Below are 14,277 nucleotides of genomic sequence, written 5' to 3'. Positions count from 1 at the left end.
GTTTGTGGTGAAGCGGCAGTGTCACAATACAGGTCAGAATAATGGTACAAAAAAGTTCACTTAATGTTCACAAATAGTTAGTATAATTTAAGCAGCATTACATTGACAATCATAAAGTCAATTACTTGAAGGGGGCTGTACTGGTGATAAAAATATTGATTGCTGATGATGAAGAGAGAATGAGAAGGCTGGTTTCGGATTTTTTGAAAAGGCAGGGCTATAGCGTGGTAGAGGCGGGGGATGGAAAACAGGCCATTGAGCTATTCAATACTGTGGGCGATACAATGTCCTTGATAATATTGGATGTCATGATGCCGGGAGTGGACGGCTGGGAGGTGTTGAGACACATCCGGCTCCATTCGGGTCTTCCGGTCATCATGCTTACGGCAAAAAGCACAGAGGCCGATGAGCTGTTCGGATTTGGCCTTGGGGCGGATGAATACATTACGAAGCCCTTCAGTCCAATGATCCTTATAGCAAGGGTTCAGGCGCTTCTTAAGAGATACAATGTGGCAACAAATGAGAAAAGGGTCTATAACGGCCTGCAGATAGACCAGTCTGCCCATACTGTGTTTTCCGACGGACAAGAAGTGGAGCTGACCCCCAAGGAATTCGAACTGCTGGTATATTTGTGTGATAATGTGGGAATAGCCTTATCCAGGGACAAAATACTGAACTCCGTTTGGGATTATGAGTATTTCGGGGATGCCAGGACTGTAGATACGCATATAAAGAAGTTGAGGCTGAAGCTGGGCAAAAAGGGTGATTACATACAGACTATAAGAGGCCTGGGCTATAAGTTTGAGGTAGATAAATGAAAATATCATTAAAAACCCAGTTGTTTGCTGCCTTTTTCGGCATGATAGTATTTTTTGTATTGCTTTCAATAATTCTAAGCAGTACTTTGCTGGAAAAATATTACTACAGCAAAAAGGAAGATGCAATGCAGCAGACTTTCAATACCATTCGCGATGCATACAGCGACGACCCTGATAACATTATGCTGTATGTGGAGAAAATAGAAAACCTCAGAGGAATGGGAATCATATTCTTTGACCAGCATTTCAACGTATTGTACCAATCCAGACAGAGAGCTATCGGCCTTGGAGTGCGTAATTTCAGGATTAATACCAAGGACCCTGTAATGGACTGGAAGAATATTGAGGCAAAATTTAAAAAGGTAACTGTGGACAAGCCGTTTATAGAGAAACGCTTTGATATGAGAATGGAGTCCAGCTTTGTTTCGCTGTATGGAAAGATAGACGATGAGGTGTACGTTTACCTGGGAACACCCGTTGCCGCCATTCAGGAAAGTGCCAAGATAGCGGTAAGGTTTTATATTTTTACAGGTATTTTCATGATTATCGTGGGCGGTATCATCATATATCTTTTGTCCCTCAGACTCACAAAGCCCATAGTAAAGTTGAACGGAATAGCTAAAAAAATGGCAGTATTGGATTTTGAGGAAAAATATGATGAAAAAAGAAATGATGAAATCGGAACCCTGGGAGAGAGTATAAATTCACTTTCAAATCAATTGGAATGTTCTATTGGGGAGCTTAAAGCCGCCAACTATAAATTGATGCAGGATATTGAAAAGGAAAGACAGATTGATGAAATGAGGAAGGGCTTTATAAGCAATATCTCCCATGAGCTTAAGACTCCAATTGCCCTGGTCCAGGGGTATGCCGAGGGGCTTAAGCTGAACGTGAATGATGACGAGGAGAACAAGAACTATTATTGTGAAGTTATTATTGACGAAGCAAATAAAATGAACAATATGGTAAGAAAGCTCCTTGAACTGTCCGAGCTGGAGTTTAATGATGTGGTGCTGGACAGGGAAGAGTTCTGCATATGCGAGCTGATAAGGAACTTATTGAAAAAAAATTCCCTTCTGCTTGCTGAAAAAGGAGCGGAAGTAACCTTTGATACGGGCGGAAACGACAGCATAAGGATAAATGCCGACTATTATCTTACTGAGCAGGTGCTTATGAATTATGTAAGCAACGGCCTGAATCACCTGGAAGAAGGCGGCGTGATTGCCATAAGCACAAGAGTTGCAGGCAGGAAGGTCCGGGTGGAGGTCTTCAATTCAGGGGAAAACATACCGGAAGAAGCGCTGGAAAACATCTGGCTGAGCTTTTACAAGGTGGATAAGGCCAGAACAAGAGCATATGGCGGCACAGGACTGGGCCTTTCCATTGTAAAAGCCATACAAAAGGCTCATGGCAATGGTTATGGAGTAAAAAACAAGCCCGGCGGTGTGCTTTTCTGGTTTGAATGCGATTTGCTATAAGGTTGAAATTGGAAAACGAAATTTACAAATTGTACACAATATTTACACAATAGATGAGAATGATATTGTTGAAAGGAGGTGATAGTATTGAAAAAACTTCAAATCCTTGTTACTATCGCTTTTATAATTTCAATAATGTCCTTGAATGCATTTGCATTGCCCCAGGCAGGACCTGAACCAAACAGCAATATTCAGAACGGGAACACTCCAAACGGAAATATCCAGAATGGTGGAAACCCCAGCGGGAGTGATCCGAAAAGCAACACTCCCAATGGCAACATCCAGAACGGTGGAAACCCCAACGGGAGTAATCCGAAAAGCAACACTCCCAATGGCAACATTCAGAACGGCAATACGCCCAATAGCAACAACCCAAACAGCAGTGCTCCGAAAAGCAATAGCAAAAGCAATGAGGGAAAAGCTGAAAAGGGTAAGTGCCACAAGCACCACAAGCACCACAAAGATCCCTTGAAAAAGCTTGAGGAGAAAAAGGAAAATATCGGAAAGGATTTAAAGGAAGGCAAGATAACCAAGGAAAAGGCTGACGAATTAACAAAAAAAATTGATGAACGCATTAAACAAATAAATGAGTTCAACAGTCTTCCACTACCTGAGAAAAAGCAGCGGCTCTCAAAAAATTTCAACTCCAGTCTGGAAAAGAAGATTCTGGAAGGAAAGCTTACCAAGGAAGAGGGGGAAAAGCTGCAGGCTGATTTCAACAAACAGCTTGAAAGCTGGGACGGTAAGGAGTTCTCTCATTTTAAGCTCAAGAGTAAACACAAGAGCGATAAGGAATAGTCTCAATAACCTGCATAAAAAGGCACGTATGCTACGTTGTGTATTATACGTGCTTTTTTAGCTCTCATATGTTTTTGACATTTTCATTTCAAAAAATTTTCCTCGCCTGGCAATATAAGCTTCAGATGTTACAGACCACTTAGCCAGTGCAGCAGTCATATCTGCCACTGGTCGGGTGTCAGATTTATCAAATTGATCCCAATAGCTGTAAAAAAGTTACCCAGTGTCCCTCTTTGTGTTTTGTCCAGATTTTCTGCCAGAAGCAGGGAGATAGCAAAGGCCAGGCTGGTATATTCAATGGGACTAAGAGAAAAAAAGTCTTTATTGCCGTCAGTACCCACGCAGCCTCCAATAAATATAATCTATATTTTATATTATGTGCCTTGTATAAAAATGTTAATAATTACAGGCCCTTGATATTCGAGGAGGTATTGAGCCTTAACCTTCTGGAACTGAACCTGGAGAGCCTGACTGAAGAAACTATTACGGTCAAAAATATCAATATGCAGCCTGCAACTGAGGCTATGCCCGAAAAATGTTCTCCCAGAAGTGTTGCTCCCAATATGGCGGTAGTAACCGGTTCAAAGGCATAAAGCACAGTTGCGCTTTCAGGCCGGACATATTTGATGGCTGAACTCTGGAAAAGTGCGGTGAATATTGTAACCATGGCATTCAAGCAGATAAGCAGTACAAACACAGGGCTCAGCATGTTGGAATAGACTATGCCTCCCGATTCGAAAATCAGTGACAGCACAAAAAATGCACCAAGGTTGGTCAGGTGCTGTATAAATGTAAATTGAACGGGGTTTACCACCTGGGAGAATTTATTCTGCAAGGCTATAAACAGGGAAAAAAATACGGCGTTGCAGAGGGCGAAAATATCCCCCAAATTTATATTGAAGCCCTTCCCCGCACAGGTAATGAGGTAAATGCCCAGCAGTGCGGAAAGAGCAAGCAGCACGGTTCTCAAGGAGGGACGCTTTTTTTCAAGTATGGCCATTATTACAGGGGTTATCACTATGGACAACTGGACTATAAAGGCAGTATTTGAACCGGAGGTCCTTTTAAGGGCCAGCATGCAGAAGGTATTGCTGATAACCGACACAAAAGAAATCAAGGTGCTTATGAGGATGATTTTTCTGCTGAAATTACCCAGCTGCCTTCTGAAAAGCAGAAAGGTTGCAGCCAACCCCAGAGCAGCACAGATAAAAAGTATTGAGAATGCCGGCAGAAAGTTAAGCAGCATTTTAGACCATATGTATGAGGAGCCCCAAAAAATTGCGTTTAATAGTAAAAAGAACTGAGCGTTATTTCTTGTTATGATTTTCATGTCTGCCTCCTGAATAATTACTTTACATAATCATTATATTCTAAACTTTCGCAAAGTTTATTGCATATTATGTCTTAAAATTTGCAAAAGCTGTTTTTTTACCATTTATTTTTTCTTGGACATATAATAGAATTAAAGAAGCTTAAACGCGTAAGGGTTAATTCATGTTAACCTGCCTGGTTGTGTCAGACATTAAATGGAGGGCGAAATGGAAGAGGGAATCAAACGGGGATACCTGTACAAGGATTTTAAATTTTTTCATCTGAGAGATAAACAAAACTTGCAGTTTGAACATCACTACCATGATTTCAATAAAATAATAATATTTATTGATGGAGACGTAATTTACAACATTGAGGGCAAAGCATACCGGCTAAGGCCCTGGGATGTACTGTTCGTACCCCAGAACCAGGTGCACAGGCCCATAATCGGTTCGGAGGAAGAGTATGAACGAATAGTCATATGGATAAACAATACCTTTCTTGAGGAACACGGCAATGCCGAAAATGATTTATTGACCTGCTTTAATATTGCGCGGGAAAACAAACATCTGGTCAGGCTTGGAGAGAGTTCGCTGAATTCGGTAAAATCAATACTTACCAGAATAGAGACCGAGATAAAAAACAGGCTTTTCGGGTCTGTTGTAATGGGAAACGCCCTGTTTGTCCAGTTTATGGTCTATGTAAACAGGCTTCAGCAAAAGCCTGAAAAACATACCGAAAGCATAGAGGTGGAGTATGATGAGCAAATACAGAAGGTTATCCGGCATATAAATAAAAACCTTGACGGAGATTTGAGCATAAATACACTTGCCGGGTTGTTTTTCATGAATAAGTACTACCTTATGCACAAGTTCAAGGACAACACCGGCTACTCCATTCACAGCTATGTAAACAGCAAAAGGCTTCAAAAGGGAGCGGAATTAATCAGGACCGGTATGCCTCCCTCAGAAGTGTCTGTCAAGTGCGGGTTTAATGATTATTCCAGCTTTGTGAGGGCGTTTTCCAAGCTGTATGGCAGTCCGCCCAAAAAGTATTACAAGGCCGCGCTACAGTCAAAAGACAGCTTATTCCGGGTGGAAGGCTGACTCAGTCGTAAATCATTTTCCTGGTCATGCCTCCGTCCACCGTCAGGTTTTCTCCTGTAATAAAACCTGCCTTATGGGAGGCCAGAAACAGGCAGGCCTGGGCTATATCCCCGGGAAGCCCTACTCTCCCAGCAGGGTGCTGCTTGTGATCTGCTTCCGAAAGAATATCCTGCTTGGCTTTTGAGCTTTTTTGCCAGGAGGACACATCTATCCAGCCGGGACTGATGGAATTGACTCTGATACCATGCTGGCCCAAAGATATGGACAATGCGTGTGTCAATGCAAATATGCCTCCCTTTGATGCGGAGTAGGGCTCTGTGTCAGGCTCTGACATGAAGGCTCTGGTGGAGGCTATATTTATTATGTTTCCGTATTGCTGATCCCGCATATATGGGGCGCAAAACTTTGCACAGTAATACATGCCTGAAAGGTTCACCGCTATGGCCTTATCCCACTCCTCCACAGAAAGCTCGAAAATATTTCCGAAGCCTGAAACGGCTGCATTGTTTACAAGTATATGAATTGACTGGTATCTGCCGGCTGCTTGTTCCGTCATGGCCCTGACAGAGGCGGCATCCGATACATCCTACGGATATACAGTGCCTCATATCCTGAAGCCCTGATATGTTTTTCGTTCTCACAGCCTGCCTCTTCGTCTATATCTGCGATTACCACCCGGGCACCTTCTGCGGCAAAAGCTCTTGCCACAGCCCGGCCGATTCCCTGTCCTCCCCCGGTGACAATTACGGTTTTCCCACAAAATTCAGTGTTGCTGTCCAACTCCTCCATAATTTTACTCCTTTCAACATATCATAATCTTGACATAATATTATTCATAAAATAACATTAAATTTTACGGTATGCAATGGACACTTTTCGTACATGGAAATGGAGGACTGTTTATGAAGAAAAAAATACTGGCAGTATTGGGAGATTTCTATCACAGCCATGATTTAGCCTTGACAGCAATGCAGGAGACAGTTGGAAAGCTGGAGAAAAATTTTGGTATCCAAGCGGAATTGGCAGATACAGGTGTGGAGGATTTGAAAGCCCGGCTTACACCGGAGATTGACCTGATAGTGCTTTATAAGGAAAACCGTATAAATCCGGACGATGAGAACATAGCTTACTGGATGACTCCTGAACTTGAAGAACAGATAACTCAATATGTAAGTGGCGGCGGCAGCATATTTGCCTGGCACTCCGGTATTGTAAGCTATGAAAAGAACCAGCGGTTCAATGACATGCTCCGGGGATATTTCTTATCCCACCCCATTGAAAGGGAGGTAAGATACTCCGCTGCGGACAGCAATACAGGGATAGCCCCTGCAAGCAGCTTTACAGTTATGGATGAACATTACCTCGTAAATGTCAATCCGCTTGAGAACAGTGTTTTTCTTGCTGCGGAATCCGCAGAGGGTAAATCTGTAGCAGGTTGGGCCCATGAATATGGACGGGGAAGGGTATGCTGCCTGACGCCTACCCACAGGAGCGAAGGAATGGAAAATGAGATAATGCTGGATTTGCTGGTTGAATGCCTGCGCTGGTGTCTCAAGGAACAATAAGTCCGGACTGTGCCTTAAGCTTTTAATCATGCTGCGAATTTCTTTAAAGTTGTCCTTCCGGGATTTGCAAACTTGTCTGCTAAAGACTTTCTTAACTTGCACTACAGGTTAAATTATTAGCAGATATATCTTGACATGATATATCGCGCCGTGATATAATTCATTCATGATATATCACGGCACGATATATTAACCGTGCGAACACCGGTGATACCAGGGGTTAAAAACAATTGGCCTGTCAGAGGAGATAAATATGCGGGAAAAACTAAAAAAGTCTTATATGCCTATGACAGAATCGGCATATTATATATTGCTTTCACTTATGAAGCCCAGACACGGCTATGGTATTATTCTCTATGTCAAAGAAATTACACATGAGCGTATAAATCTTGGTGCAGGCACCATATATGGAACTTTGACCAGATTTGAAAAGGACAGCCTGATTGAGACTGCCGGGGAGGAAGACAGACGTAAGCTGTACAAACTTACAGAAGACGGACTGTGGCTGCTGGGGCAGGAGCTTGAGAGAATAGATGAGCTGCACCGGAATGGGCATATTATATTGGAGGACGTTGACTATGATCAGGATATTTAGATGGTGGTGGGCCTGGGAGTATGAAAAAATTGAAAACTGGCTTGAACAAATGGAGGCGGCAGGCCTCAAACTGGTGGAAACAAGGTTCAAAGGTGTTTTTTTCTACTTTGAGAAGTGCCAGCCCGGTAAAGCCAGGTATTGTATAGATTATCAGAATAAACTTACCCCTGATTATCTGACCATAATCAGTGACGACGGCTGGAAGCTTTATCAGGTAGGCATGGGCTGGTACATACTGAGAAAACAATATGAGGAGGACAGACCGGAACTGTATACGGATTTTGAAGCACTTATTGCGCGAAACAAATCCCTGCTCTCCATATGCCTGATACTCCTTGGAATTGAACTGGCTTCCCTGGGAAATCTGATTTACAGTACTTACAAAGATCCCAACGGAAGCTCCATAGCCACCACATGCATCCTGGGGGCGGCAGCTATTGCTTTATTTTCCTTCATTATTACCAGCCTGACACTGCAAATCAGGAAGTTTACGGGAAAAAAGAACTGACAGGGCAATGTGGAAATGTTTGGGAATCAAGAAGTCGGCAGAACTGACAGCAGGCACCATAAGTATATAAAAACATATAAAATATATAAAAAAATATAAAAAATTATTAAGAGGTGAGATATTTGAGTTTAATAGTTGAAAATGTCTCCAAAAAATTTGGAGAAAAGCAGGTAGTGGACAATATCAGTTTTGAGGCCAGAGAACCTGGAGTTTTTGGTTTGCTGGGCACAAACGGTGCGGGAAAGACCACCACCATCAGGATGATACTGAATATTGTAAAAAAGGACAGCGGTACTATCAAGTGGGACAACAAACCGGTAACCGGGCAGATAAAAAGTTTCGGGTATCTTCCGGAGGAGAGAGGCCTTTATCCCAAGGTCAAGGTATCCGAGCAGCTCCTGTACTTCGCAAAGCTCAGGGGAGTCAGTTCACAGAAGGCCAAAAAGGACATTGAAAACTGGTTGGAAAGGCTGGAGGCCACACAGTATATAAACATGCCTGCAGAGAAGCTTTCAAAGGGCAACCAGCAAAAAATCCAATTTATTGCCTCCATAATACATGACCCTGAGCTGATTTTCATGGACGAGCCCTTCAGCGGCCTTGACCCGGTCAACACAGATCTTTTCAAAGGGGTAATTTATGAGCTTATCAAAAGAAACAAGATAATAATCATGTCAAGCCATCAGATGGCCACGGTTGAAGAATTCTGCAAGGACATAGTCCTGCTGAAAAACGGTGTGACGGTGCTGAAGGGAAATCTGAAGGAAATCAAGCGCGGGTATGGAAGAAACAATCTTATCATAAATTGTGACGGAAATATTGCAGAACTTGCGGCAGAAGAGGATATGGCAACCTACAATCAAAGTGCCACAGGCTTTGAATTTAAAATAAAAAGTGAAGAGCAGGCGTACAAACTGCTGGAAAAGATATTGAGCAGGAGGCTTTCCCTTGACAAGTTTGAAATAAGAGAGCCTTCACTGCATGAAATATTCATTGAAAAGATGGGGGAAGCGAAATGAGAGATTTTTTAGAGGTTTTTAAACATACCTTTTCAGAAAATTTAAGAAAGAAATCCTTTATAATATCTACCGTGGTTATACTGATTATCATAGTAGGGGCAATGGTGGTTCCCGCGATTATAACCAGCAGCAGGAACAATGATGCTGCGGTCAGTACTTCCGGGGGCGGTTCTCAGACCCAAACCAAAAAAACAAAAGGTGTGCTTTACATTCTGGATAAAAGCAGCCAGTACTCTGACAAGCTGGAGGTGCTTCAAAAGCAGTTCCCGCTGTATCAGGTCAAGCCCTTGGAGGAAGGCAGTGCTGAAAATGTGAAGGAAGCCATCCGCAAGGAGGGCAAGGACTATTTGGTAGTTGTCCGGGAGGACAACAATATACTGAAGCTGGACTATTTTACGCAGCAGTACATGGAAGGTCCAAATCCCGATACAATAAACAAGGTGTTCAAAAATATTTATGCGGAAAATCTTCTGAAGACTGCAAATGTACCCGGAGATACCATTGAAAAGGCACTGGGCGAACTGGACATGAATGTCAACGCCTTGGGCAAAAGCAAGCTGGGAGGCTACATTTCAAGTATAGTTATCGTGCTGATACTTTTCTTTGCAGTGTATTTTTACGGCTATGGTGTGTCAATGTCGGTGGCCTCTGAAAAGACCTCCCGTGTCATGGAAATTCTCGTTACCTCTGTAAAGCCGTCCAGGATAATACTGGGGAAAACGGCGGGAATGGGCTTGCTTGGACTTCTGCAACTGGCTATTCTCATTACGGTGGGAGCTGTTACCTACAAGCTGGTTTTCCCGGACAAATTTACCATAGAAGGCATGCCTATTGAGTTTTCAGGCTTCACACCCATGGCGGTGGTTCTGATTATTATATACTTCATACTGGGCTATACCCTGTATGCCTTGATGAACGCAGTTGTGGGAGCAACGGTGAGCAAGGCCGAGGATGTCCAGTCGGCAATGATGCCAATGTCTTTCCTGGCAATCATAGCCTTCTATTTCTCCTACGGAACCTTTGCAATACCTGACAGCACTCTTGCAAGAGTTGCATCGCTGATACCCTTCTGTTCTCCATTTTCAGTGCCTTCAAGACTTATGTCCACAGATGTGCCCACCTGGGAAATCGGTTTATCGCTATTGATTCTTATAGGCACCATATTGCTTATCGGCACCTTGTCGATCAAATTGTACTCCTTTGCCGTACTGCACTATGGAGACAGGCTGAAAATAAGCAAGCTGTTTGAAATGTCAAAGGCTGAAAAAACAGGTGCATAGAGGGGCGAAAGTCTCAAAAAGACCGGGCTGTGCGGACAGGTATTTTGAATATGCATATTGTCTCGTTCTGAAAAATAGAATATTATTATAATTGAATGCTTTAACACAGCAGGGATGCCGGGGAGGGAATACTCTTCTGGCATTCTTGCATATAGGCTGTCTTGTGCTTGAAGTGCCAGGAAGCCTGGAAATCAAGTCTGGAGGTTTTTATACGATGTATTATCCGATTAAATTCAAGCCTGTTTATAAAGACTACATATGGGGCGGCCGCTATTTTGAAAAGTTCTCCAGAGAACTTCCTGAAGGAATACTTGCAGAAAGCTGGGAGCTTTCCTGTCACAGAAATGGCGTAAGTGTGGCGGCCAATGGAGAACAGGCGGGAAAAACCCTGCCTGAGATTATCAAAGAGGACCCCGGCAATATTCTTGGGAGTAAGTTTCCGCCCGATTGCGGAGAAATACCACTTCTTGTGAAATTTATAGATGCAAATGACAGGCTTTCTGTACAGGTGCACCCGGACGACAGGTACGCTGCGGTATATGAGGGCGGCCTGGGCAAAAACGAAATGTGGTACATATTGGATGCGCAACCCGGTGCCAGGATAGTTGCAGGCCTTAAACCCGGCGTCACCAGGGAGGTATTGGCCCAGGCCGCTGAAAATAACAGGCTTGAGCAATGTCTGCTGGAGATTGCTGTCAGTCCGGGCGACGTGATAAACATACCTGCCGGTCTTATTCACGCAATAGGCCCAGGTATAGTAATAGCTGAAATACAGCAGACCTCTGATATAACATACAGGGTCTTTGACTACAACAGGGTGGACAGCAAGGGAGAGAGCCGTCCCCTGCATATTGAAAAGGCACTTGGCGTAACGGATTTTAACATCTGCGGCAAAGAAGCAAAAGCGCCGGGTGTTAAGCTGCAACTGAACAAGGACTGCACCAAGACCATATTTCTGGCCAACAGGTATTTTGCCTGCGAGAGATATGATATTGACGGAAGTATAACGGAAGAAGCCGACGGAAGCAAATTTTACATTCTCATATGTCTCCAGGGGCAGGGAACCATAAGGACGGGGACTGTCAAAGAGGATATCAGACAGGGAGAGACTGTATTGATACCCGCAGCTATGGGCCGGTATACCCTTGCGGGTGAGTTTGCCTGCCTTAAGGCATATATACCGGATTTCAGGAAGGACATAGTGGAGCCTATGAGGAATGCCGGCTGCACCGATGAGGAAATATTCAGGGTACTGAACAGCTAGTGGTCTGTAACACCTAAAAGTCACATATTGCCGCCGGTTAAATTCCCGCAGAATTTCGTTGTCGTTCTTGCCAATACATACAGTATTGCCTTCGTCCTCCGCCTTACCCTGCAAAAATTTCCCACGCCGGCAATATACGTTTTAGATGTTACAGACCACTAGTACAACAAATACTGCCCTTTTATAGTATAATATATGATAATAATGTAGTACGGAGGAAAATATGATAACGATTAACAAGCTGACTAAATCCTATAAAAAATTTAAGGCGGTAGATGATATCTCATTAACTGCCAAGCCGGGTGAGATTACCATACTGCTGGGGCCCAACGGCGCCGGAAAATCCACCACCATTAAAAGCATAGCCGGCCTGCTGAATTTTGACGGTGAGATCACCATCTGCGGACATCGGAATAAAACAGTGGAGGCTAAAAAAATATTCGGTTATATTCCGGAAACACCTGCACTGTATGATTTCCTTACCCCATGGGAGCATGCGCAATTCATTGCAAAGGCCTACAAGCTGGAAGACACCTGGAAGCAGAAAATAAAGGACATATTCGAACGTTTGGAAATATACGACAGGAAGGACAAATATGTCCGGGAAATGTCAAAAGGTATGACTCAGAAACTCAGCATAGCAGTGGCACTTCTCATAGATCCCCAGGCGGCTCTGTTTGACGAGCCTTTAGTGGGCCTGGACCCCAAGGCCATAAACGAAGTGCTGAAAATATTCGAAGAGCTCAAGTCCCAGGGGAAAAGTGTTCTGGTAAGTACCCACATAATTGATACCATCAACGAGGTATGGGACCGGGCCTATATAATGGACAAGGGAAAAATCATATGTGACATTACCAGGGAACAGCTTGAAGGCAGGGATCTCAAAGCCATGTTCTTTGAACTGACGGAAGGAGATGCTGAAGAATGCAGGCAATAATGTTTTTACTGGGCAAAGCATATTCCCACAAATTGAAACGGGCCTTCTCCAGCGTATTGTCCTCTGTAATTACCATACTTGGTGTGGGCGGCATAGGCCTGACCATCTTTATGGCTTTCAGAACCCAGAGACCTCTGATGCAAGGTACAAATGTGGAAATGATACTGGCGGGAATAGTGCTGATGATAGGGCTTCTGCTCTATAATACCTTTCTGTCAAGGGATACGGGAATCCTGACAATGGCGGATGCCACCTATTTGTTTACCGGACCTTTTGAGAGAAGAACGGTACTGGCCTATATTTTGATTTCCACGGCTCCGGGAGCGGCGCTGACCGGGTTTTTCATGAGCTTCTACCTGCCGTATCTTTTAGGCCCTGCCCTGACATTTTCCAGATTTCTGATTATTTTATTGATTATTAGTCTGTTGTTTGGTTGTATTTATCTTTCATATTATTACATATATATTGTGGATACTGAGAAAACCGGCTTCAAGAAAAAGGCCAAGTATGTATTTTTTGCCTTTGCCGGTTTGCTGGTTCTGGCTTTTGTTATCATGATGCTGGCTAACGGACTCAGTGTGAAAAGTGCCGGAGAGATGTTTTTTACACATTGGTGGTATAACTATGTGCCTCTTTTCGGCTGGACCAAATGGGCAATCAGTTCACTGCTGTCTGGAAACCTGCTTTCAGGCTTCCTTCCGGCAACCTCCCTGCTGGTGTTTGCAAATGTTGCTTTTAGTATTGCCTTGTACAATGTGAAGGCGGATTTCTATGAAAAGGCACTTGAGGATTCGGTCAATCTCCAGAAAATGCTTGAGGATGTGAAGGCCAACGGCAGCGCAGATGCCCGTTCAGTTGCAAAATTGAAGAACAAGGCGTCCTCGGTAAGGTATTATGAAGGTGCTGCCGCCATATTTTCCAGGCAGATGCTGGAGAATAAGAAAGTAAGTATTACTGCAAATATGAGGGAAATATTTTTGGGTGTTATCTATGTTGTCGTTGGAAAGGTATTTGGGCTTGAATTCAGCTTTGTATTTGTAATGCTGAGCTTCGGCGCCTTGTCCATGTCCATGGGGGATGCCTGGCACAGGGATTTTAAAAAGCCCTATGTGTATCTGATACCGGCAAGCTCCTTCCAGAAGGTGATTTTTTCCGTGCTGCCCGGCCTGCTGAAGAACATCATCAGCGGAGGCATTACCATAACCATAGGAGCTCTGGCGTTTAAAATCCATCCGTCTTTGATATTATCATATGTAATCATATATGCAAGTTTTTCCATCCTGTTCATATTTGCAGAGGTTTTTACCTACAGGATTATAGGAATAGGAGCAAATGCGGTGGCTGTCACCTTTATGCGGATGCTTTTTGTAATAGCCACATGTATACCTGCTCTTATTGTGCTGCTTGTAATCATGGTGCTGTACGGCACTCCGGATTTGCTTCTGCTTGCCTTAAGCCTGTTTGGCGTAAATCTTTTATCAAGTGCACTGCTTGCCTTCCTCAGCAAGGGTATCTTTGAAAAGAGCGAGCTTATGTCATGACACAAAAGCCTGAATAGCTGTTATTGACACGTGGAAAAATGTATTATAAAATAACAG

The 14,277-nt window shown here is 43.6% G+C and carries 14 protein-coding genes and 2 pseudogenes; 13 read left to right on the top strand and 3 right to left on the bottom strand.

All coding sequences use genetic code 11. The features are described from left to right. The first annotated feature begins 143 nt into the window (after positions 1 to 143). From CLHUN_RS08215 to CLHUN_RS08205, 4 genes and pseudogenes are all read left to right on the top strand, one after another. Positions 144 to 818, top strand: a complete 675-nt coding sequence (locus CLHUN_RS08215) for a response regulator transcription factor (protein ID WP_080064107.1) — start codon at positions 144 to 146, stop codon at positions 816 to 818. Beyond that, positions 815 to 1,756: pseudogene (locus CLHUN_RS22875) on the top strand (histidine kinase dimerization/phospho-acceptor domain-containing protein); the annotation flags it as partial. The gene CLHUN_RS08215 and the pseudogene CLHUN_RS22875, both read left to right, overlap by 4 nt. A 234-nt stretch (positions 1,757 to 1,990) precedes the next feature. Continuing rightward, complete coding sequence (locus tag CLHUN_RS22870; RefSeq protein ID WP_422785049.1) at positions 1,991 to 2,296, top strand: sensor histidine kinase; 306 nt, start codon at positions 1,991 to 1,993, stop codon at positions 2,294 to 2,296. Between the two features lie 87 nt (positions 2,297 to 2,383). Beyond that, on the top strand, positions 2,384 to 3,094 hold the full coding sequence (locus CLHUN_RS08205) for a hypothetical protein (protein ID WP_080064105.1): 711 nt from the start codon (positions 2,384 to 2,386) through the stop codon (positions 3,092 to 3,094). A 155-nt stretch (positions 3,095 to 3,249) separates the two neighbouring features. On the opposite strand, the gene CLHUN_RS08200 is transcribed toward CLHUN_RS08205, so the two are convergent. Next, a complete protein-coding gene (locus tag CLHUN_RS08200; protein WP_080064104.1) occupies positions 3,250 to 3,435 on the bottom strand; it encodes a hypothetical protein in 186 nt (61 codons plus the stop codon). Between the two features lie 62 nt (positions 3,436 to 3,497). Next, positions 3,498 to 4,424 (bottom strand): DMT family transporter, encoded by a 927-nt coding sequence (locus CLHUN_RS08195; RefSeq protein WP_080064103.1) that lies wholly within the window; start codon positions 4,422 to 4,424, stop codon positions 3,498 to 3,500. Positions 4,425 to 4,632: 208 nt separating this feature from the next. Here CLHUN_RS08195 and CLHUN_RS08190 point away from each other — a divergent pair, with 208 nt between their 5' ends. Beyond that, positions 4,633 to 5,511, top strand: a complete 879-nt coding sequence (locus CLHUN_RS08190; protein ID WP_117387028.1) for an AraC family transcriptional regulator — start codon at positions 4,633 to 4,635, stop codon at positions 5,509 to 5,511. 1 nt (position 5,512) lies between these two features. Here the strand turns inward: CLHUN_RS08190 and CLHUN_RS08185 are convergent. Continuing rightward, positions 5,513 to 6,300 (bottom strand): annotated as a pseudogene (locus tag CLHUN_RS08185) (glucose 1-dehydrogenase). Between the two features lie 113 nt (positions 6,301 to 6,413). On the opposite strand from CLHUN_RS08185, the gene CLHUN_RS08180 reads away from it, so the two are divergent. From CLHUN_RS08180 to CLHUN_RS08145, 8 genes are all read left to right on the top strand, one after another. Next, positions 6,414 to 7,076: a ThuA domain-containing protein gene (locus CLHUN_RS08180; RefSeq protein ID WP_080064101.1), complete on the top strand. Its 663-nt coding sequence runs from the start codon at positions 6,414 to 6,416 to the stop codon at positions 7,074 to 7,076. Positions 7,077 to 7,329: 253 nt separating this feature from the next. Further along, positions 7,330 to 7,671 (top strand): PadR family transcriptional regulator, encoded by a 342-nt coding sequence (locus CLHUN_RS08175; protein WP_080064100.1) that lies wholly within the window; start codon positions 7,330 to 7,332, stop codon positions 7,669 to 7,671. Next, positions 7,655 to 8,179, top strand: coding sequence for a DUF2812 domain-containing protein (locus tag CLHUN_RS08170; RefSeq protein WP_080064099.1), 525 nt, complete (start codon positions 7,655 to 7,657; stop codon positions 8,177 to 8,179). Before CLHUN_RS08175 ends, CLHUN_RS08170 begins: the two co-directional genes overlap by 17 nt. Positions 8,180 to 8,301: 122 nt before the next feature. Next, positions 8,302 to 9,198 carry an ABC transporter ATP-binding protein gene (locus CLHUN_RS08165; RefSeq protein WP_080064098.1) on the top strand — a complete coding sequence of 299 codons (897 nt, stop codon included), beginning with the start codon at positions 8,302 to 8,304 and terminating at the stop codon, positions 9,196 to 9,198. Then, entirely contained in the window at positions 9,195 to 10,478 is a 1,284-nt protein-coding gene (locus CLHUN_RS08160; RefSeq protein ID WP_080064097.1) for an ABC transporter permease, read from the top strand. The genes CLHUN_RS08165 and CLHUN_RS08160 overlap by 4 nt, the downstream gene beginning before the upstream one ends. A 214-nt stretch (positions 10,479 to 10,692) precedes the next feature. Beyond that, complete coding sequence (locus CLHUN_RS08155) at positions 10,693 to 11,742, top strand: type I phosphomannose isomerase catalytic subunit (RefSeq protein WP_080064096.1); 1,050 nt, start codon at positions 10,693 to 10,695, stop codon at positions 11,740 to 11,742. A gap of 223 nt (positions 11,743 to 11,965) precedes the next feature. Next, positions 11,966 to 12,679 (top strand): ABC transporter ATP-binding protein, encoded by a 714-nt coding sequence (locus tag CLHUN_RS08150; RefSeq protein WP_080064095.1) that lies wholly within the window; start codon positions 11,966 to 11,968, stop codon positions 12,677 to 12,679. After that, positions 12,667 to 14,220, top strand: coding sequence for a putative ABC exporter domain-containing protein (locus tag CLHUN_RS08145; protein WP_080064094.1), 1,554 nt, complete (start codon positions 12,667 to 12,669; stop codon positions 14,218 to 14,220). Before CLHUN_RS08150 ends, CLHUN_RS08145 begins: the two co-directional genes overlap by 13 nt. Positions 14,221 to 14,277: the final 57 nt, after the last annotated feature.

This window comes from Ruminiclostridium hungatei (assembly GCF_002051585.1).
Taxonomy (GTDB): domain Bacteria; phylum Bacillota; class Clostridia; order Acetivibrionales; family DSM-1351; genus Ruminiclostridium; species Ruminiclostridium hungatei.
This window is presented reverse-complemented; position numbering and strand designations above follow the sequence as displayed.